This is a genomic window from Pseudoalteromonas sp. C8, from assembly GCF_011378685.1.
Classification (GTDB): domain Bacteria; phylum Pseudomonadota; class Gammaproteobacteria; order Enterobacterales; family Alteromonadaceae; genus Pseudoalteromonas; species Pseudoalteromonas arctica.
The window spans coordinates 185,755-205,741 of the sequence record NZ_WTKT01000009.1; the positions used below are offsets into that span (position 1 = coordinate 185,755).

General features: G+C 36.3%; 18 protein-coding genes and 1 pseudogene. 9 read left to right on the top strand and 10 right to left on the bottom strand.

Features of this window, described 5'->3' with window-relative positions:
* Window positions 1-43: 43 nt before the first annotated feature.
* Genes GQR39_RS11025 through GQR39_RS11035 form a run of 3 tightly spaced genes read left to right on the top strand, consistent with a single transcriptional unit; the run spans window position 44 to window position 2,165 of the window.
* Window positions 44-331, top strand: a complete 288-nt coding sequence (locus tag GQR39_RS11025; protein ID WP_121955665.1) for a hypothetical protein — start codon at window positions 44-46, stop codon at window positions 329-331.
* Window positions 328-1,923: a PepSY-associated TM helix domain-containing protein gene (locus tag GQR39_RS11030; RefSeq protein WP_206007820.1), complete on the top strand. Its 1,596-nt coding sequence runs from the start codon at window positions 328-330 to the stop codon at window positions 1,921-1,923. The genes GQR39_RS11025 and GQR39_RS11030 overlap by 4 nt, the downstream gene beginning before the upstream one ends.
* Window positions 1,920-2,165, top strand: a complete 246-nt coding sequence (locus GQR39_RS11035; RefSeq protein WP_024600572.1) for a hypothetical protein — start codon at window positions 1,920-1,922, stop codon at window positions 2,163-2,165. Before GQR39_RS11030 ends, GQR39_RS11035 begins: the two co-directional genes overlap by 4 nt.
* Here the strand turns inward: GQR39_RS11035 and GQR39_RS20300 are convergent.
* Window positions 2,157-2,309, bottom strand: a pseudogene (locus GQR39_RS20300) (DUF6363 domain-containing protein); the annotation flags it as partial. The gene GQR39_RS11035 and the pseudogene GQR39_RS20300 overlap by 9 nt on opposite strands.
* 100 nt (window positions 2,310-2,409) lie before the next feature.
* Between GQR39_RS20300 and GQR39_RS11045 the strand changes: the two are divergent.
* Window positions 2,410-3,282 carry an SMP-30/gluconolactonase/LRE family protein gene (locus tag GQR39_RS11045; protein ID WP_165735636.1) on the top strand — a complete coding sequence of 291 codons (873 nt, stop codon included), beginning with the start codon at window positions 2,410-2,412 and terminating at the stop codon, window positions 3,280-3,282.
* Between the two features lie 35 nt (window positions 3,283-3,317).
* Here the strand turns inward: GQR39_RS11045 and GQR39_RS11050 are convergent, their stop codons facing one another.
* The 3 genes from GQR39_RS11050 to GQR39_RS11060 form a co-directional block, all read right to left on the bottom strand.
* Window positions 3,318-3,773: an NfeD family protein gene (locus tag GQR39_RS11050; protein WP_076924207.1), complete on the bottom strand. Its 456-nt coding sequence runs from the start codon at window positions 3,771-3,773 to the stop codon at window positions 3,318-3,320.
* A gap of 21 nt (window positions 3,774-3,794) precedes the next feature.
* Window positions 3,795-4,748, bottom strand: a complete 954-nt coding sequence (locus GQR39_RS11055) for a slipin family protein (protein WP_165735637.1) — start codon at window positions 4,746-4,748, stop codon at window positions 3,795-3,797.
* 129 nt (window positions 4,749-4,877) lie between these two features.
* Window positions 4,878-6,317, bottom strand: a complete 1,440-nt coding sequence (locus GQR39_RS11060; protein ID WP_165735638.1) for a diguanylate cyclase — start codon at window positions 6,315-6,317, stop codon at window positions 4,878-4,880.
* Between the two features lie 217 nt (window positions 6,318-6,534).
* Between GQR39_RS11060 and GQR39_RS11065 the strand changes: the two genes are divergently transcribed.
* Window positions 6,535-7,428 (top strand): cation diffusion facilitator family transporter, encoded by an 894-nt coding sequence (locus tag GQR39_RS11065; protein WP_024600569.1) that lies wholly within the window; start codon window positions 6,535-6,537, stop codon window positions 7,426-7,428.
* 50 nt (window positions 7,429-7,478) lie between these two features.
* Here the strand turns inward: GQR39_RS11065 and GQR39_RS11070 are convergent, their stop codons facing one another.
* A complete protein-coding gene (locus tag GQR39_RS11070; protein WP_165735639.1) occupies window positions 7,479-11,978 on the bottom strand; it encodes an EAL domain-containing protein in 4,500 nt (1,499 codons plus the stop codon).
* Window positions 11,979-12,144: 166 nt separating this feature from the next.
* Between GQR39_RS11070 and GQR39_RS11075 the strand changes: the two genes are divergently transcribed.
* The 3 genes from GQR39_RS11075 to GQR39_RS11085 all read left to right on the top strand — a co-directional run bounded on the left by GQR39_RS11075 (window position 12,145) and on the right by GQR39_RS11085 (window position 14,788).
* Window positions 12,145-12,696 carry a hydrolase gene (locus GQR39_RS11075; RefSeq protein ID WP_165735640.1) on the top strand — a complete coding sequence of 184 codons (552 nt, stop codon included), beginning with the start codon at window positions 12,145-12,147 and terminating at the stop codon, window positions 12,694-12,696.
* A gap of 117 nt (window positions 12,697-12,813) precedes the next feature.
* The gene (locus tag GQR39_RS11080; RefSeq protein ID WP_165735641.1) at window positions 12,814-14,280 is read left to right on the top strand and encodes a methyl-accepting chemotaxis protein; all 1,467 of its coding nucleotides are present in this window, start codon (window positions 12,814-12,816) and stop codon (window positions 14,278-14,280) included.
* Complete coding sequence (locus tag GQR39_RS11085) at window positions 14,264-14,788, top strand: DUF6436 domain-containing protein (protein ID WP_165735642.1); 525 nt, start codon at window positions 14,264-14,266, stop codon at window positions 14,786-14,788. Before GQR39_RS11080 ends, GQR39_RS11085 begins: the two co-directional genes overlap by 17 nt.
* 61 nt (window positions 14,789-14,849) lie before the next feature.
* On the opposite strand, the gene GQR39_RS11090 is transcribed toward GQR39_RS11085, so the two are convergent.
* The 3 genes from GQR39_RS11090 to GQR39_RS11100 form a co-directional block, all read right to left on the bottom strand.
* Window positions 14,850-15,407: a TMEM165/GDT1 family protein gene (locus GQR39_RS11090; protein ID WP_165735643.1), complete on the bottom strand. Its 558-nt coding sequence runs from the start codon at window positions 15,405-15,407 to the stop codon at window positions 14,850-14,852.
* 580 nt (window positions 15,408-15,987) lie between these two features.
* Window positions 15,988-17,019 carry a nucleotidyl transferase AbiEii/AbiGii toxin family protein gene (locus GQR39_RS11095; protein WP_165735644.1) on the bottom strand — a complete coding sequence of 344 codons (1,032 nt, stop codon included), beginning with the start codon at window positions 17,017-17,019 and terminating at the stop codon, window positions 15,988-15,990.
* 1 nt (window position 17,020) lies between these two features.
* On the bottom strand, window positions 17,021-17,644 hold the full coding sequence (locus tag GQR39_RS11100; RefSeq protein WP_165735645.1) for an AbiEi antitoxin N-terminal domain-containing protein: 624 nt from the start codon (window positions 17,642-17,644) through the stop codon (window positions 17,021-17,023).
* Between the two features lie 702 nt (window positions 17,645-18,346).
* Here GQR39_RS11100 and GQR39_RS11105 point away from each other — a divergent pair.
* Complete coding sequence (locus tag GQR39_RS11105; protein ID WP_002960627.1) at window positions 18,347-18,541, top strand: (2Fe-2S)-binding protein; 195 nt, start codon at window positions 18,347-18,349, stop codon at window positions 18,539-18,541.
* Window positions 18,542-18,606: 65 nt separating this feature from the next.
* Here the strand turns inward: GQR39_RS11105 and bfr (GQR39_RS11110) are convergent, their stop codons facing one another.
* Together bfr (GQR39_RS11110) and bfr (GQR39_RS11115) are read right to left on the bottom strand one after the other, a co-directional pair.
* Entirely contained in the window at window positions 18,607-19,071 is a 465-nt protein-coding gene (bfr, locus tag GQR39_RS11110) for a bacterioferritin (RefSeq protein WP_024593101.1), read from the bottom strand.
* 12 nt (window positions 19,072-19,083) lie between these two features.
* Window positions 19,084-19,554 (bottom strand): bacterioferritin, encoded by a 471-nt coding sequence (bfr, locus tag GQR39_RS11115; RefSeq protein WP_002958985.1) that lies wholly within the window; start codon window positions 19,552-19,554, stop codon window positions 19,084-19,086.
* Window positions 19,555-19,987: the final 433 nt, after the last annotated feature.

Sequence of the window (19,987 nt, forward strand, 5' to 3'; positions counted from 1 at the left end):
ATGCTGTTTTTGTATATGTTTGGGCAAATTTATTGAGCGAATAATGAATAATAAAAAAACGTTTACAGCTACACGGCGAAGGCACTTAATTGCGTGTGTATTAGCGCTAGTTACTGCGGTAATAATGATTCCGGGTATGACAACCTATTTACCGTTTCAAATGAATGAACAAATATTACTACCTATTTTACTGTTTCCTGTTATTTGGACTGCGTTGTTTATTTATGCGTATTTGGCACAAAAAGCATGGCAACCTTTTGTAGTCATGATTGCATTGTGTATATCACATGGTTTATTGAGTTTTTGGGCATTAACGCAGGGGCAGGGATGAAGTCGATTACTTTAAAAAAGCTATTTTTATTACATAGCTGGGTAGGAATTATTACTGCGGTACTGCTATTTATTGTTGCATTTAGTGGGGCGTTAGCAGTTCTGTCGCGACCTGAGTTAAAAATATGGGCTAATCCAGAACTGCAATCAAGCCAACACGTTGCTAGCGCGCAGATTAACCGACTAGTAAACGAATACCATAAACAAGTACCTAGTGAATTTGGCGAAAACATTCATGTGTTTTTACCAAGTGGGCATAACTTTCATTTGTTAACGTTGGTATTTGAATCTCACCATGGCGATGAAAATTACGACCAAGAGGTGGCCAGAGTATTTCAATTTCATCCCGATACGTTGACGCTGGAAAATACTTACTATGGGCCTAGTAAAGAGTTTTACGCTAATAAAAAAACAGATGCGCCAACCTACATAGGTGAGTTTCATGCAGATTTGCATTTAGGGCGACCAATTGGGTTAATACTCACTGGGTTTTTAGGTTTAACGCTTTTAGTAAGTGCAGTGACAGGCTTGTTTATTCATCGCAAATTGATAAAAGAGCTCTTTACGTTTAGGCGAGATAAAGGGTTAGATATTGCAGTAAGCGATGCTCATAAGGTTATAGGTATTTGGGGCAGCGTATTTAATATTGTGATTGGTTTTACAGGATCATTTTTAGGGCTCGCGACCATTATTTTACTACCAGCCGCTGCGTTTGTGAGCTTTGGTGGCGATCAAGATAAGTTAATAGAAACGTTTACCGCTATTCCTGAGCCTGTAGTTAGCCACATTAAGCAACCTACAAAAATAGACACTATTTTAGAGCATGCTCATAGTCGTTACCCTGAAGCAATAATTAGGGATGTCACAATAATGGCGCATAACGATGCGAATGCGCAGGTATATTTGCGTTTGTTAGGTGGTGAGGCTGTTGCTTCTCAGTTACTGCATTATCAGGGCAATGGTGAGTTTGTGCAGTCGATGAGTAGTTTTGGTGATATTTCAGGTGTTTCGATAAAAGTAATTGAGTTGATGTTTCCGCTGCACTTTGGGAACTTTGCAGGAGTGTTTGTAAAATTACTTTGGGTATTGCTTGGCTTAAGTACTGCGCTTTTACCTATTTCGGGCATGATGATGTGGCTAACAAAGCGCACACGTGGCAGTAGCCCTTCACTGAGTATGCAGGCATATGCACACTGGAATCGTTTTATTATTGGCAGTTGTGGTGGCTTGGTATTAGCTAGCTTTGTGCTATTTCCTGTGCAAGTTGTACTTAATTATACCGTTATTGGTGTGGCGCAAAATAGCTTTTTTGGACCCGTGTTTTTTTATACGTGGTTGGCATGGTTACTCTTTAGTGTATTACTCATAGATTATAAAAACTACTTCAAGCTGACTCTTTTCCTATGCGGCGCTTCGCTTGCTTTGGTGCTACCGCTTAACATCCTATTTGGCGTGAGCAATGTTATTAACCTTAATAGTTCGCTTGTTGCGGTAGTAGATATAAGTTTTATGGTGATGGGTATCGCGTGTATGTTTGGTGCCTTAAAAATAAAAAACACACAAAAATTACAAGTTGAGGTACAACCCGCATGAACGAGCTACTAATTACAATTGCGATGGTGAGTTTACTATTAATGATGCTCAATATACGAAAAAACACACTTACATTATTGGTCAAAACATTTTTAAGTACACTGCTATTTGGTTTAGCGCTGATATGTTTTATGAGTGTTTACGGTATTTTAGGGGGTGCAATATGCACCGTTGTGGGAGCTATGTTAGCTGGTTTACTAACCGCAGTTATTGCAGGTAAAGCACCGCAATTATTAGGTTAAATAATGCAGATCTTTAGCTAAAAAGGCCTTTGCAGTATTAACTCCCATGTTGTAACCACTATTAAGTATTTCAAACTTTTTAGTGGTACGCCCAACTTTAAAATTAGCCGGTGGTGCAATGATATTGATTTTGCAGTCACTAGGGCGTGTTAATAAATTAAAGCCAGGTACACATCGCGAAATCAACTGTTTTCTGGTAAGGTTTGGGTTACAAGGCTTTGTTAATAATAAAGAATAAGTATTTATGTTTGACCCTAGCGTAACCATTTTTGAAAGCACACAGAATCAGCTTGCAGAAAGTCCTCTTTGGCACCCTATGCTGAATACTTTTTTTTGGGTCGACATAAATAAAAAATTACTTTTAAGCAAAAAAATACACAGCGAAAGCCAACTAAAAACAATTAATATGCCCGATACACTCAGTGCAATAGCGTGGATTGATGAGCAGCACTTGTTGCTAGGTACAAGTACTGGTTTATACAAATACCATATTAATTCGAGCACTCGCCATCTTATTTTTAATATTGAAAATACAGAGCTAAATAGGCGTTCAAACGACGGCCGCGCTGATCCATGGGGTGGCTTTTGGTTAAGTACAATGGACGTAAATGCTAAAAAAGCTGATGGTAAAATATACCGTTATTATAAACGCCAGCTTAAAGTCGTTGTAAGTGGTTTGAGTATCCCAAATGGATTGTGCTTTGATAAGCCACGTTTACGCGGTTATTACTGCGACTCTTTAACGAGTTGTATTTATGTATTAGATTTGGATGAGCAAACTGGCGAACCTTGCTCTGAGCCACGTGTTTTTTATCAATTTAATGATACTGATGTTGACCCCGATGGCTGCGTGACCGACCAATTAGGTAATTTGTGGCTAGCTGTGTGGGGAATGGGGTGTGTTATATGTTTATCCCCAGGCGGTGCGCTAATTGAAACAATCAAGCTTTGTGCAATAAAACCGACATGCACTGCATTTGGTGGTGAAAATGCTGAGTTTTTACTTGTAACATCGGCATTTGATGAAACGATTAATCATACTGTTAGTGAGCAAGGTGCTGTATTTCAAATCTCAGGCATAAAAAACGGGCAGTTTGAGCCGCCCGTTTTACTGTAATTTATTATACATAGTGCTTGTATTTAAAGTGATGATTAGCTTTTAGGCGTAACCCACATAACACCCACTTCTTTTTTGGTTACTACAACCTCAGTACCTGCGATAATTGGTTGCTCACTTTTAAGCTTCCAGCTAATACCTGAATATTGATGGGTAGTTAAACCTTGTTCTGTTACATCGCTAGTAAGTACAAAAGTAAGTTCAGCAAAATCACTATTCACTTGCTTCTTATCTACGCGATTTTGCATTTGTTTTAATGGTTTCCAAAGTGCAACGGCTAAGCCCGCTGTTACAACTGTGTTACTCCAAAGGGCTGTTGTTAATGAGTCAGGTAAAATACCAAAACTCATTAATAATCCGGTGAGGAATAACGATAATCCAAAAAACAACAAAATAAATGTAGAAAGGCCAAGTACTGCTACTTCTATTATTAAAGCAACAATACCAAGTACCATAAGTGTTTGCGGTAAATTTTGCGTAATAAAATCCATACAAACCTCTTTATTTAGTTATTAACCCAAATTCTTTTTATTTAAACTATTAATAATTGCCATACCTTGGGCAACCACTGAGCTTGCATCTGTCGCGTTGTCTGGCAGTAATACAATTGATGACTCACGAGCTATCGCTTCTTTAGCTGCAATTGCTTTGGTTGCTAAGTCTAGCTGAATTGCTTTTTGACCTTGATCGGTATCTGCAGCTTCACCAACTTTAATAAGTGCATTTGCTTGTGCTTCAGCAACAGTTGTAATTGCTGTTGCTTCACCTTCAGCGCGTAAAATTTGCTCGGCTTTGTCGGCTTCAGCAGCAAGTACTTGTGCTTGTTTTTTACCTTCAGCAACGTTGATATTTGCTTGGCGATCACCTTCTGACTCTAAAATCTGAGCACGCTTAACACGCTCAGCTTTCATTTGTGCTTCCATCGCTTCCATAATAGAGTTAGGCGGCACAATATCTTTAATTTCGTAGCGAAGTACTTGAATACCCCAAGGCTCAGATGCCTGGTTTATAGCTGCAACAATGTTGGTATTAAGTAAATCACGCTCTTCAAATGTTTTATCGAGCTCCATTTTACCTAATTCTGAACGCATCGTTGTTTGCGAAAGTTGTACCACTGCAAACGTATAGTCGTCAACGCCATACGTTGCTTTGTATGGGTCTAGTACCCTAAAGTACAGTACGCCATCAACTATAAGTGAGATGTTATCTTTAGTGATAGCTGACTGCGATGGTACATCTTGAGCTTGTTCTTTTAAGCTACGATCAGCCGAGATTCTATCAATAAATGGAATAATAAAGTTAAGGCCGGCTTCTTTAGTTGATTGGTATTTACCAAAACGTTCGATTAACCAGGCGCGGTTTTGTGGTACAAATTTAACGCTACTTTTTAAAAGCACGATAACAAAAACAAGTAAAAAAGCCTCAACAGTAAAAACCATATCGAGAATTTGTGTGACTGGATCCATTTAAACATTCCTTATAATAATTAAACGCTGAGTGGTTGTATTGTTTATAATTTCAGCGTGTATAGATTATCACTACAGTGAACTTTTAACCACTAAAACTCACTGTAGCGCGCCGACTTAGTCGGTTTTCTAAAAACTGGCTATTTTATTTCTGCCTGTTTCTTTTGCGTTATAAAGGGCTATGTCGGCGTTAGTTATTACTTCTTTAGATGTTGTTTTTTGATTGGGTATAAGGCTATAAAATCCAATACTCAAAGAGAGGTAATTACTAGCACTTGAAAAGTTATGTTCAATTGCGAGTTCTGCGATTTTTTCCTGAATAAGAACAGCAAACCTTTGACAATGATCTGTGTCGACTGCAGGTAAAATTATCGCAAATTCTTCACCACCGAAACGAGCGGCTAAATCACCTTCACGTTTACAAAGATCATGCAGCGCTTTGGCAACTTGTTTTAACACTTCGTCACCGAGCTGATGCCCATAGTTATCGTTATAACGCTTAAAAAAATCAATATCACACATTATTAAACTAATGGGTTCTTTATTACGTGCGCCGCGTTTTATTTCGCATTTTAAAGTTTGATCAAAACAGCGTCTGTTAGCAATGTTTGTAAGGCCATCAGTATTAACTTGTTTGTTGAGTTTATGGTTGGCATTAATGAGTTGCTGCTGAGTTTTTTGTAGCTCTTGCTTGTAATTTAAATTTTTGAAAGCATTAGCAAGCATTTCACCTACTAACCTTAGGCGAATAAGGTCTAAATCAGTCCAGTTTCTCTTTTGAACAACGCAATCACAGCCTATAAAACCAACGAGCTCTTTGTCATAACGTAACCCGATGCAAAGAACTGATTTTATTTTTTGTCGCTGAAAAATTATTTTTTCGCTCGTTGCTTGAATAGGTAACAACGTTACATCGTTAACTCTAAATAAGTGAGTACGGGCCATTAAAGTAAAAAAATAAGGGAGATCGCTTTTTGGAAGGTCCTGTAAGTCGTCTTTAAATGCTTGTATATCGTTATTGACCCATTCGTGAGTGTTATTTATTGTTTTACCGTCCTCGGCAAACTTAAATAAATAACTTCTATCTGCGTGGCATACGGTACCAATAGCTTTTAATGCATAGTTGATATGCTTATCAACGTCGTCGTTTTGAATATCAATTAAGTCAGTTGATATGTTCGAAATAATATTATCAAAATCATATTGTTCTTCGACATTGTTATTTAATATATCAATGATAATAATTGAATGTGAGTTAGGTAATTTTGCAAATTTTACATTGAGTAGTAATTTAGATGTTTGTTTTGATAAAGCAAACTGGCATTGATTATTTGCTGTAAAATAGTCTAAGAATAGATCTTCGATTAACAGTTCTTTTTTACTGTGATGATTGGTTAAAGTGATATGTGCAAAATCGTTTTTTTTAAAATGTGGTTGCTCTTCTAAGTCAAATAAACTCAGTGCCTGACTGTTAACTTTGAATATATCTTCATTGGCATCATAAAGTAATATACAAAATGGCAGTAACTTCATGTTTTGCCACATTTCATCTGATCGGTTATTACTCACTTAACTCTCCATGTGCTTAAGCCACAATTAAATTGTTATCTATTGTATTTTTATTGTTTTTACCTACTAATTATTAGCACATTTTTTTTGATTTACTAAGTTTTTAGTGCGTTTGAGGGCAGTACGTATTATAATTGATACTGTATATCATTACCCTTTCTACTCTAAGCCATCTTTGGCTTATTTGCACTTTAAGTATAGGTTATTCAAGCATTTCATGACAGAAATCACTACACATCAAGCTTCTCGTCGTCGGTTACTTATTGCGCTAGCAATTACGTGTTCGTTTATGGTAATTCAGGTTATAGGTGCTTATTATTCTAATTCGCTTGCTGTACTTGCCGATGCGGGGCATTTGTTTGTTCACAATAGTTCGTTATTCATCGCACTGATTGCATCAAGTCTCGCTATTCATTTTGCTAAAACCTATAACGATGGTCATCAAAGAGCTGAGCTTCTAGGCGGTCTGGTGAACGGGTTTTTATATCTAGCAATAAGTTTAATTATTTTGTATGAAGGTGGTGAGCGCTATATACACCAGCATGAAGGAAATGAGCTGGCTATTAATAGTTATTTAATGTCGGTTATTGCTGCTATTGGTTTTTTGTTTCATGGTGCTGCTGCATGGGTTTTATATAAAGGCCGCAAAGCGAGTATTAATGTTTACGCGGTATTTTTACATTCATTCTTTGATTTGATTTCGACAGTATCGACATTTGTGGCTGGTATTCTTATATATTTTACGGGCTGGGTTGTTATCGATATTTTATCGAGCATGTTAATCGCCTCTTTCGTGTTGTTTACCGGTGTTAAGGTCATTATCAGTTGTATAAAAGGTTTACGCTTAAATAAGGCCAAACTCCCTAAAGTAGCAGATATTGAAAGTGAGATTACAGATATGGAGCATGTTCACAATGTCCATAACGTCACTGTCACGCGAAAATATAAGGGTGTAGTAGTAGGCGCACACGTTGTCCTTAAAGAACATTGTACTATTGAAAAACACGATGAAGCATGTCGTATGAAAGTAGAACAACTGTTAGCTGAAAAATTTAATGTACACAATAGTGTATTACAAATTGAAAGCCACGAATGCCATCACATTCATTAATACAAATTAATATAAAAGCGTGTAAAACTGATTAGCACGCTTTTAATGTTTTAAATCAAATCAATGATATTGCTAAAACAATCGCTTTTACGTAAGTCTTTAGCATTCATTGGCCTTGCAAAGTAGTAACCTTGCAGTACATTGCATCCAACTCCAGCTAAAAAGTTCATCTGTTCGCGCGTTTCTACTCCTTCTGCAATACAGTAAAGATCTAGGTTTTCGGCCAATGAAAGAATGGTCTTAATAATTGACTCATCACCTTTATCTATACCAATACTGTTTACAAAGCTTTGATCTATTTTAATAACATTAATAGGAAATTGGCTCAAATAGGTGAGTGACGAGTAACCTGTACCAAAATCGTCAAGTAGTAATTTAAAGCCAGCAGCTTTTAAGTTATGTAGCTGCTTGGCTGCTTTGAGTTTATCTTCTAGTAAAATACTCTCTGTTATTTCAAGTCTTAATTGTCTTGGATGAACTTGAGAGTCCGCTAATATAGACATTAACCTTTGGGTTATGTTTGTTTTTAAAATATGTTTAGGCGATAAGTTTAAAGATATGTAAAACAATGGGTTTTCGCTGAGTATAGGTGCAAGTTCAATAAGAGCTCGTTGCAATGCTTGCTCAGTAAGGAGTTCTATTAAACCGGTTTCCTCTGCGACAGGAATAAAAAGTGCAGGCGATACTAACTGTCCTTGATTGTTCCAGCGCATGAGTAACTCCACGCCATTTATCGTTTTTTCTTCTATGTCGATGATAGGCTGATAGTGATTAAAAAATCGATTGTCTTTCACTGCATCTTTTAAATCATTTTCGAGCAGTAACTTTTGTTTTATCAGCTCATTCATTTCATCGCTAAAAAACTTAAAGTCGTTTCTCCCGCCTTGTTTAGCGTGCATCATGGCTACATCGGCATTACGGATAAGTAAATCGGTGGTTACAGCATCGAATGGGTATAAAGCAACGCCAATACTGGCTGAAATATTAATAGAGAAGTCTTCAATAATTACTTTATTAGCTAACTCATTACTAATTTTTCTTACTGTATCGCGAAGAGACTGAAGCGATTTTATATTTTGAATCAGCACTAAAAATTCATCACCACTTTGTCGGCCAAGTTTTGCGTTTGCGCCGAGCATACCGTTCACTCTTTGGGTAATATTACACAAGAGCTTATCGCCAACTGCGTGGCCAAAAGAGTCATTAACAGGTTTAAACTTATCTAAATCAATAAATAATAATGCGCATTGTGTATTACTTTCATCGGCATATTTAATCGCTTTCTCAATGTTTTGATACATTAAACTACGATTTGGGAGATGCGTTAGAGGATCAAAGTTAGCCAAATAGCGCAATTCGTTTTCAGCACGTTTTTGCTCGGTTAAATCTGTAATAACCACCACATAGTAACTTGCAGTATCTTTTGTAACTGCTGTGGCACTTATATGAATTGGATGTTCGTTATTTCTTGCTGTTTTTATATAAGCATCACTTTGCCAATTTTCTGTCGGTTTTAATTTTTTTAAAATACCAGCAAACTCTTTACACTTATCTTTACCAATCGCTTTTATGAACAATTTAGGACTAATTTTAGTGGCTACTTTTTCATTTGAAAATGTTTCAATAAAACTGTTGTTCGCAGAAAATGGCATTAAATGTTTATCGAGTATAAGGAGCCAGTCATTTATTTGGCTAAACGCTTCACCTAAAATTTTTGCTTGTTGCTCGTTAGCACGTTGCGCTGTGATATTAGTATATATGCCAGAAACATATAACGGCTCATTTGTTTGAGGATCATATATAACTTGACCTGTATCTTGATACCATAACCAATGGCCGTCTTTGTGCTGTAAGCGATAGGTTGCTTGCCAGTTTTGTTGTTTTTTATATTTGAAGTAGTTTTCCCACTGGTTTTCAAAACGACGTCGATCATCAGGGTGTATTAGCGCCAAAAATTGTTCTATGTGTACGCGTACAGGCAAGCCTGTATAGCCTAATTCAATTCCTCTGAGCGTGCTTACGGAAGCATCTTTAAAATTATAATCCCACACGCCACTTTTGTTATTTTTAAGCGCGAGCTCTGTTTGCTTTTGCGAATGAATAGTCGCTCTATGAGCTTGTTCTATTGCAACTTGGCGGCTGCGGTATTGCCAAAAAATAAAAAACAATACGGCTAGTATTAAGGCTATATAGGCGGCAATAGCAAAGGGCGACTTCCATGGAGCGTAAGCTACGTTGATGTTAAGCGTGGCTGGTTCGCTTGTAACAATACCATCGCGATTATGCGCTGATATTTTTAGTGAGTAACTACCCGGTTGGAGCTTTGTGAAAAACACTTGATTAGATTGTAAGTCTTCATATGTAAGGGACGTTGGCCCTAAAAGGGTAACTTTATAATACGCTTTGTCTATATTGGGGTAAGAAAAGTTAGAAAAACTAACCGTCAACCCCATATCTTCATAACTGAGCTCAAGTGGTTGGCTAAGATATTGATGAGGGTAATAATTGAGCTCTTTGGTAAAAAGATTTATATCGGTAATCGCTACATTATTTTTTTTAAATAACTCTTCTTCATCAAAGTCTAGAGGGTCAAAGAGTAGAGCTCCGACATTGCTGCCAAAAATTAGCCTGTCATCATTTAACATTGTTGCAGCTATAGGAGTAAATTGGTTTATATTCAATCCGTCCTTTACTGAATAACTCACCACAATGAGTGTATCTAGGTTTATTTGGTATAAACCATTGTTACTACTTACCCATAAAAAACCATTTTGATCAGGAAGTAATGAATAGATAGAGTCAGTATTAAATGAATTTTTTAATCCTATGTAGTGTTTTCTCTCATAAGTAACTGGGTCAACACCAATTAAGCCTTCCTGAGTGGTTGCCAACCATAAAGTATTCCGTTTTGAGTCTAAGTAAAAGTTTTCTACAGTGTAAAAAATATCTTCTTTGGGATTAAAAGACTGAAATATAGTCGTTAAAGTTTTCGTTTTTTCGTTGTACCTAAAAAAACTTTTTGATGTACCAAGCACAAACTCTTCAGGATGTGTGTCGAGGTGTTTATAAAAAGCGTAAGAAAATAAAGGGTCGACTTGCTCTTTGAGTCCCTTAATAATTCTTGTTTTTCCGGTTGTTTCATTAAAAAGATAAAAGTTATCATCAGACATAAATGCATATGTGTCTGCAGATAATTGGGAAAAGCCAAATAAGTTTGATCGGTTAATTACATCATTCTCTGTGTCTTGGTTTTCAATAACTTTACCTGTTTGCTTATCAAAAAGTTTGAACCCGTTGAAAGTAACAAGCCAAAGGAATTGATTATCGCCAATTGAAGACGGAAAAATATCATAAACGGCAGATGCTCCATATATAGCTTTTGAGTCGGTCGAGCTTAAATATACTTTACTTTTATTTGTAACTTGGTCGTAGCGCGCAATACCATCTTCGGTCCCTAGCCATATAATATTATTTTTATCTTGATAGGCAGCATGAACAGTATTATTCCCAGGTAAAAAAATATGTTTAAACCGTTGAGTTTTGACTGGCCAAGTAAACACCCCTTGGGTTCTAGAAGCTAGCCAAAGTACACCCGATTTATCAATCATTAGGTCGTTGATTGAGTTTTCACTAATATTAAACTTACTTTTTTCATAATTTAAAATGAACTCTAGTTCTTTGGTTTCACGGTGATAACTAAACAATCCACTTTCGGTTGCTACAAACTCCCCGTAAACAGTATTGGCATAATCCCATATATTATAATCAGGGATTAACGTTGTAATATTTGCTGCAGATATATTTTTGTTATTATCGAATGCTAATTGATACATGCCTTCAACAGTACCAACAAGTAATCCTAATTCATTATCAACACTTAAGAATTTGACGTTTACATTATCTATCGTATTTTTTTCAGGGGGATGAAGAGGGATTTTTACAAGTTCTGAATTATCTATATTTGCCGTGTATAAGCCATCATTTGTACCAATATATAAAGTATTTTTATATATCGTTAATGACCTAATGTAGTCACCTTCATTTGGTAGAGCTAGTTTAAGTGCAAAGCGTTTGCTCGTCTCATCAAATGTATATATTTGACCATCTATGGCGAAGTAAAAAGTATTTTGTTTTTGGGTCATCGCGGAGATTGGAGAAAACATCTTTTGTTCTTTATCTATTTGACCTGAATAGATTTTTTCGGTTTTTAAAGTGAGGGGATCTATTATAAACGCACCAGAAAGATCAGTTGAAACGATAATTTTTCCGTCTTCGGCTTTAAATAACGCATAAATATAGTGTTTATCTAAGCCAAAGCCACCATTAAAAGTTTTTACTTTATACCCGTCAAAGCGATTTAAACCTTGTTGGGTAGCTATCCAAATATAGCCAATTTCGTCTTCTTGTGTCTGCAAAACGTAACTTTGCGAGAGACCTTCGTCAGTAGAAATACGTTGTAATTGTTGAGCATAGTTCTGTGATGCAAAAGTACATTGAATGCATAGTAAAAAAATAATAGTGATAGGAAAAAAAACTTTGCTCAAACGCACTTATAAACACTCTCAGTGGAGGATAGGATGATACTTAGCTAGATAGTAAATATAGCATAAGTTTTTATTTTTTAATTAAAAATAATATACGTAAAGTTAAAAGTTCTATTTTCAAATAGTGAGCTAATCTAAATAGATAACAGTTAATGTTCATGAGGAGAGTATAGTGGTTTTATCTAATATTGATGTAAAAAACAGCGTATTATTAATAATAGACTTACAAGAGTTGCTTGCTCCTGCAATTAAAGATTTTCCGAATATTTTAAAAAGTACATTGCGGTTAGCACAGGCTGGTATTATTCACGACGTCCCGGTCTTAATAACTGAGCAATATGTCAAAGGGTTGGGCGAGACTAATCAGCAAATTAAAAATACCTTACCTAATGCTATGTATTTTCATAAAACGTACTTTAGTGCATGTGCAGAGCTTGGCTTTGTTGATAAGTTAAAAAGCCATGATAAAAAGCAGGTTGTTGTTGTGGGCACTGAAGCGCATGTGTGTGTTTTACAAACATGCTTAGATTTAATAGAAAATGGTTTTGAGGTTATTGTCGTACACGATGGTATTGGCTCGAGAAATCCGCAACATAAAAACTTGGCAGTTGAGCAATTACGCCAAGCGGGTGCGGTAATTTCATGCGCTGAAATTGTTATTTTTCAATGGACAAAAAAAGCAGCAACGCCTACGTTTAAAAAAATACTGCCTATAATAAAATAAGATTATTCAAAGCTTGGCTCTAATTATCTTAAATTTTATTAGAATCGATGCTCCAATTTAAGTTTTATTACGTATAATGGTGTGTATTTAGTAACCTACAATATATTTAAGGGTTTTATGTCTAGTGTCGCTCGGTTGTTCACCATTATTTTTAGCCTTCTATTTATTGAGTCTATCGGTGTTGGTCTGTATTTTGGTACGTTAACCCAAGCTTTTATTATTGGCTTGCCGCTTTGCATACTCCCAATTTGGTTACTTAGAACGCAGCCTGACAGTGTTTTAACGGCACATGTAGTTGCAGCCGCTATTATGATGTTCTCTTTTTTACATATCCAACAGACATTTGGGCTAATAGAAGTTCACTTCGAAATATTCATTTTAATGGCTGTACTTATAATGTTTGTACAGTGGCGTGTTTTTATAACGGCAATAATATTTGTAGCTGTTCATCATTTATCTTTTTATTACCTGCAAACCCAAAATACAGGTTTTTATGTATTTGATCCGGATAGACTCGCTTTTACTACAGTACTTATACATGCAGGGTATGCAATTGTTGAAGTGCTAGTTGCAGGTTATATAGCTAAAACATTACAACGCGAGCGCAGGGCGGGTTTATCACTTAGTTTTGCGACAGAGCAGATAATGCACGACTCCGAACATATAAAGCTTTCATTGCGGGCTGAAGATACAAAAAGTGAAACAGTAAACGGTTTTAATACGCTACTTGAATATTTATCTGATGTTATAAAGCAAGTACAAACTCAATCAGAGTCTCTCCAGACTAATTCACGAGAGCTTATCCAAGTACATGATAAATTAGCGGATGGAGCTCTACAACGTACGCAACAAACTGACGAGATTGCTAATTCAAGTGCCCAAGTTGCTAATGGGTTTAAACTAGTTGAAGAAGAAAGTGAAGTACTTAAACATCAAGTAGACAACATAACACAAGCAGCAAGTGGTGTTTTACAAGACGTACTACAAACAGATGATAAAAGTAGAGAGTTATTAACACTCCTTAATCATACAGAAGAGCAGATTAATCAGTTAGTGGCCGCTGGTGATGTTATTTCAAATTTACTTAATGAAATATCTGGTATTGCTGAACAAACCAACCTTTTAGCGCTTAATGCTGCAATTGAAGCTGCAAGGGCGGGCGAGCATGGACGAGGCTTTGCTGTTGTTGCGGATGAAGTTCGCTCGCTTGCTAATAACAGCAAAGCCACCACCGATAAAATAGGGCTTACACTAAAAGATTTGGTAAACAACAGCAAAACATCTACTCAGTCTATGAGCCAATGTGTAAATTTTGTTGTTGATTTAACACATATTAGTACAGCCATGAAAGAAAACATTTCTAAAATGAGTGAACAAATCAAGGCTGTATCTGTAAGCACAGACTCAGTTGCTCAAGAGGTTTCACAACAGGCTGGTAATACTGCGCAAATAGCAAACAGTACAGATACTATGCGTCAGAGTCAGTATGAAGATGAAAAAATAGTACAACAATTAACAGCAAAAGTTCAGTTGATTGATGTAAGTATTGATGTGTTAGAGCAAAGCATTGCCAAGTTTAAATAAATCTAACTCTTTCGTATTTTCGCTAATAGCTACATGGCTTATTTGTGTTGTTGCAGGGTTAGTTTATTTTCAATTAGAGCAGCTTAAACCGTTTGATAGCTCAAAAATTTTAATGCAAAAACATTGGTTTAGTAATTTTAAAAAGCAATTGGATTGGGTTGATAATGGTGAGCCGTCTTTAGTGCTTATAACAGAAAAAAACTGCGGGTGTACTATACAGGCTAAGCCACATATTTCATCGCTAACTTCTTTTGCTACGAATAAAGGCATGAAGATTGTGGAAGTTGAATTAACACCAATTCTTAAACACATTATTCCGGCAACGCCTGCTGCTGTTATTATTAACAAAGCGGGTGAATTTGTTTATGCAGGGCCGCTCTCCGAAGGATTAGCTTGTGCTCAGGGAAGTGGTTTTGTTGAAACTGTGGTCACTAATTTAGCCGCAGGTTTTAATTCCAACCTTTTAATTACGCAAACCAAGGGATGTTACTGTGTAAATAATGCATAAATAACATGCAGAAAAAACTAAAGCTCGCACTTAAATCAACAGTTACGAGCTTTAATATTTATTAAATTGTAACTAAGCCATAAATACCTAATGACACAAACACACAAGCAGCAATAGCACGTACGGTGTTTAAAGATATTCTTTTTAGTAATGCATTACCAGCGTATATAACAGGGACATTAGCAATTAGCATACCTAACGTGGTTCCTACCGTTACCCAAAACACAGACTGATATTGTGCGCCTAACAACACCGTTGCTACTTGTGTTTTATCACCAATTTCTGCAATAAAAAATAATACAAAAGCGACTAAAAAAGCTCCGTAGCTATCATATTTACTACTTACAGCTTCGTCCTTGTCTGGAACTAGCAACCAAAGTCCAACTACAATAAAGCTTATGTTTACAAGCCAAGGTAAATATTCAGAAGAAAAACTATTACTTAACCACTGCCCAAACCATGCTGATAAACCATGATTGAGTAAGGTTGCGGCTAAAATACCAAGAATAAGCGCGCCTTTATTACGAAAGCGGGCGGCTAACAGGAGCGATAAAAGCTGGGTTTTATCGCCTATTTCGGCAAGTGTGACAGTGACGGTTGAGGTTAAAAAAACTTCCATTATTGATTCTTACAGGCGGGAATACTAAACCAAGGCAAACAACTATCTCCCGCCATGAGGATAGTGTCTACCTAGGTCTCGCCGATAACGCTTGCTACAACATTACAAACTTACCATGCACTTGAGGTGCAATTATGTTGATAAGTTTACTCATTACTGAGCGGGCTACTCCCCTAAGAGGCGGGCATTATTTCACAAAAATTTTGTGCGGTAAATATTAAGAATCGAATATAGTTTTTATTCGGGAGTAATAACGTTAGCTTTTGGCAATTAGTTGATAGTCAGGAAAGAGCGAGAAGCCGACGGTCGGATAAACTCGTTTTTGGACAGAAACGAGTCAGTGACTTTGCTAAATTAGCATTTAACGGATTAGTCGAGATTTTGCAATCCCTCTAATATAGCGACCAAATTCGTTATGTCACTACAAATTTGACTATAGAGTCTTTAGGGATAGTTTAAGGTTGCTATTCGAATTCACAGATTATCCCGAACATTATCAGAAAATATCTCAGGTATAAAATGACTATATTTTAGAGAAGAAAAGACTAAAAGTATTGCGGCTTATTGCATATACGGTAAATCAAGCGTAGAAACTACCATTTGCCTTAACTTCAATCAATTTGACACTATCTATTAAATCATCGAATGAATAGGGAAGTTCAGCTTTAGGAAACATATCTGCCATGCTTTCCCAATCCTTTTTATACTTATCCGTCATATCTGGATTCTGAGGAGTAAGCATTAAAGGCCCCTTCAAGGCTGTTGAGCATGAATCAGCGTGCCATTTGTAGTAGATATTACAAAAATTAACTACAACTTCAAACAAATCTTTATTTGTACACCAGTCTGGGTAATTCGAGTCAATTTCGATAATATCATATAGATGTCGAGCATGTTTATCAGCCAAGGACTCTTTCACATGGTTCGTGTGTATTGCGAACATCTTTTCTAAAATTGTTCTTTCAGGAGACAGGGTTAAAACATCAAAACCATCATCTAAAAGCTCTGGTATAGCCTCGCCCAACATATGGCTTATTTCAACGAACTTGTCAGGATGATTGTCAGAACGGCCACCTGTTTCGAGCAAAACTCTTTGTTGAGCAGCACTTCCATATTCATCTTCGTTTAGAGCTTTAGGATAGTATATGGCGATGTTAAGTGGTGCATCAGATTCAATCTCAATTTTGACTTCTGGATCCAGTGCTTGTAAATGTTCACTAAGTTGGTTAATGAGATGTTTTTTTATTAATTTTTCAGCTTTTGTATCGATGACAATAGCTTCAGCTTGTCTGGCTTTCCTACTGGTAAATTTAATTAAGTCAATAGGCTGACAACCAAGGAGGTTTAAAGAAAAAGATAGGTCGATATCCTCAGACATTCTATTAATTAGGCTGTAGCCTTTCGAAAGACTCGTTCCACCCTTAAAGAGAAATGGCTTATCACATTTCTCAGAAAACGTAGGAGCAATCTTTGTGTAGAGAATGTTTAAAGTCTGTGTAACCCAATAATCCTTTTCTATTATGTATGCTGGAAGTTTACTTTCATGCTGCTCCTCAGCAACCAATAATGCTTCACGTTTTTCAGAAGCAGATAGTTCTAAATATTTGCTCAATTTAATGTCCTATTGCTTTTTTTGCCCAGTTCATTGATGGCGGAAGAGCCTGAAAAAACTTTTGTTTAACATTACTGCTAAATGTCTTCTCAAAACGTGAAGTGTACGGACTTCTATAATCCGAGAACCTATCTTTGCCTATGTAATGTAGCGCACTCCAAAATATAAAAGCCTGCTTCTTCTGTGCTTTATCGCTGATTTTTAAGTGCTTTGAAAAATGATCAAGTGCTTTACTATATTCGATTTTTATATTGACGGATTTAAGATCTGCTCTGACACGCTCCGTCATCATATAACTCCTAACCATAGGGAGTTGTGTTGATAAACCTAAAGCGTTGACTGCAGTTGCACCCGATATAACGAATTCAGCATGTTTTTTTCGGCTGAGAGCTTTGATCAATTCTTGTGTATCTACAGGCAGAGTGCCGAAGCGGCTTTTTTGAGGTTTGTAATAGACTCCACGTGATAGACGTTTGACTAACTTCATGTCAACACAGCGGCTGAGTGCAGTGACTGCCGCTCGGTTTGATTCAAGGTTTGAACTTTTCATGAAATCATCAAGCGTAAAGACACGACCGTATCGCTGGTGCATTATATAGCTGGTTACTTGCTGTGATACTGACATTAAAACCTCCTCAATTACTTATATTAGTATACTTATTTTGTGACTTATTGACACCAATTTAGCACCAAAATTTAATCTAATGACACTATAAATGCTTAAATCAAGCGAGTTTTTAATAGTCGAACCTTAATAAGGTGCTGAAAAAATTGATCTTATGAGTCAATAATATTGAGAGTTTTGATTAAAATAGTTCTCTAATCCTCATTACTCATGTAGTTCAATTTTCGATTTATTGACATAGACAAAAGCCCACCCTCCATAATGAAAGTTGGATTAGATTTAGTAGGGTAAAAGTACGCCCGTTGAGTTGTATCAAGCATTTTCTCGGAGTGATAATGGAGCATAAACGAGTTAGTATCATCGTCCGCTCATGGCACAAACCGGAAATCACCCCTCCATAAATTCCGTATTTATACATTAAGGTTTTTAAAACCTTAATGTAATGAATTTTCAACCATTCAAATATTTACCTAAACCTATTCTTACTTAGATTTAAGGTGAACTCTAATTAATAAATCTCAATCTGTGTGCCACACCTTGCTTAAAATTAAAACTATTCTCAAGCTGCCGCGAATTCTCAACTTAAGTGGCGCTGGCCAAAAAAAATTCAAATAATACACATTTTTTCAAATAACAATTGATAACCATTTTCGTTTAGATTAGTATGCACCTACTAAATGAAATTGAGAGTGGTTTGTATTCATGTATATTTGTCTATGTCACGGTGTGACTGATAAAAAAATTGAGCAAACAATTGACGATGGTGCAACAACCATGCGTGAATTAACTAAAGAGCTTAAAGTAGGCAGCCAATGCGGTAAGTGTTGTGGTTGTACTAAAAAGATCCTTAATCGCAGACTTATTCAGATTGCGGATGTGACGGATCAAGTTGCTTAATTACATATAAAATTTAGATATAAAAAAAGCAGCTTTTTAGCTGCTTTTTTTATGCTTGTTACTATTTACAGTTGAGACTGCAAGTAGTTTTTAATACCCGTATTTTTAATAAGTAATTGTTGGGTTTCTAACCAATCAATTTGCTCTTCTTGCTCATTTAAAATGTGGTCAAGGGCTTCACGGGTAATATAATCTTTTTTGCTTTCAGCCAGTTTAACTGCGCTTTGTAACTCACCAATAGTATCAAGTTCAAAACTCATGTTAGCTGCAATCATTTCTTCGCTGTTTTCACCAATACGCAGTCGGCCTAGGTCTTGAAGATTTGGTAAACCTTCTAAAAACAAAATACGTTCGATTAAACGATCGGCGTTTTTCATTTTTTGAATAGATACTTTGTAATCTGCTTTGTCTAGTTGAGTGAAGCCAAAATCTTTAAACATGCGTGCATGTAGAAAGTATTGGTTAATACCAACAAGCTCATTAGCGAGTACTTTATTAAGCGCCGCAATAACGTCTTTATCGCCTTTCATAATATGCTCCTACTAAGCCATTTGTGCTTGATGATAATTTTCAGAACCAATCTTATCAATTAAGCCAAGTTGTTGCTCTAACCAGTAAACATGATCTTCTTCGGTATCAAATAACAGTTTTTCTAAAATGCTACGAGATTGATAATCTTGTTGTTCTTCACATATTGCGATAACGTCTTTAACACACGCAACTACTTCAAGTTCTAGTGTTAAATCGTTTTGCATCATGCTTTTTACGTCGTTACCGATAAGTAAATCACGGCGCTTAGTCATATTTGGTACACCTTCTAAAAACAAGATGCGCTTAATAAGCCAGTCTGCGTGATCTTTTTCTTCTTCCATTTCGTGGTTAAGGCGCTCGTATAGTTTGTTTAAACCCCAGTCGTCATACATGCGCGAGTGTATAAAATACTGGTCGATTGCTGCTAATTCGTTAGCTAACAATGTATTAAACGCATCGATTACTTTTTGATTACCTTTCATGATAAATCGCCTTAACTATTTCAATTGTATGCAGTGTAGTACAAATAGCCTGTATTGCAAGTTTTCTCTATAAAAATCATTGCTTTACTATTGGTTTTGATTCTTATTTAAGTTTGCGTTACTGCTTGGTTTATGGACAGTTTTTTATTTGTATTAGCAACTAATACAAGATCAGGATTGATAGGTAAAAAGTGAGACGTCTATTTATGTGGGATTTGTTAATTAACCTGAACTCTGGATAATAAACCTATCTCGAGCAGCTATTTTCAGCGCTAACTGCGTTGAATTTACTTGCAATAGGCTAGCTATTGACGCGTAAAGTCGCCTTGTTTTCACTGAGAATCTCTGGCTAGAGAAAATCAATTTAAATATCTCCATGATTCAATACGTCAGTAAATCTCTTAACCAGAGCTCATATATGGTCTCCTCCAGT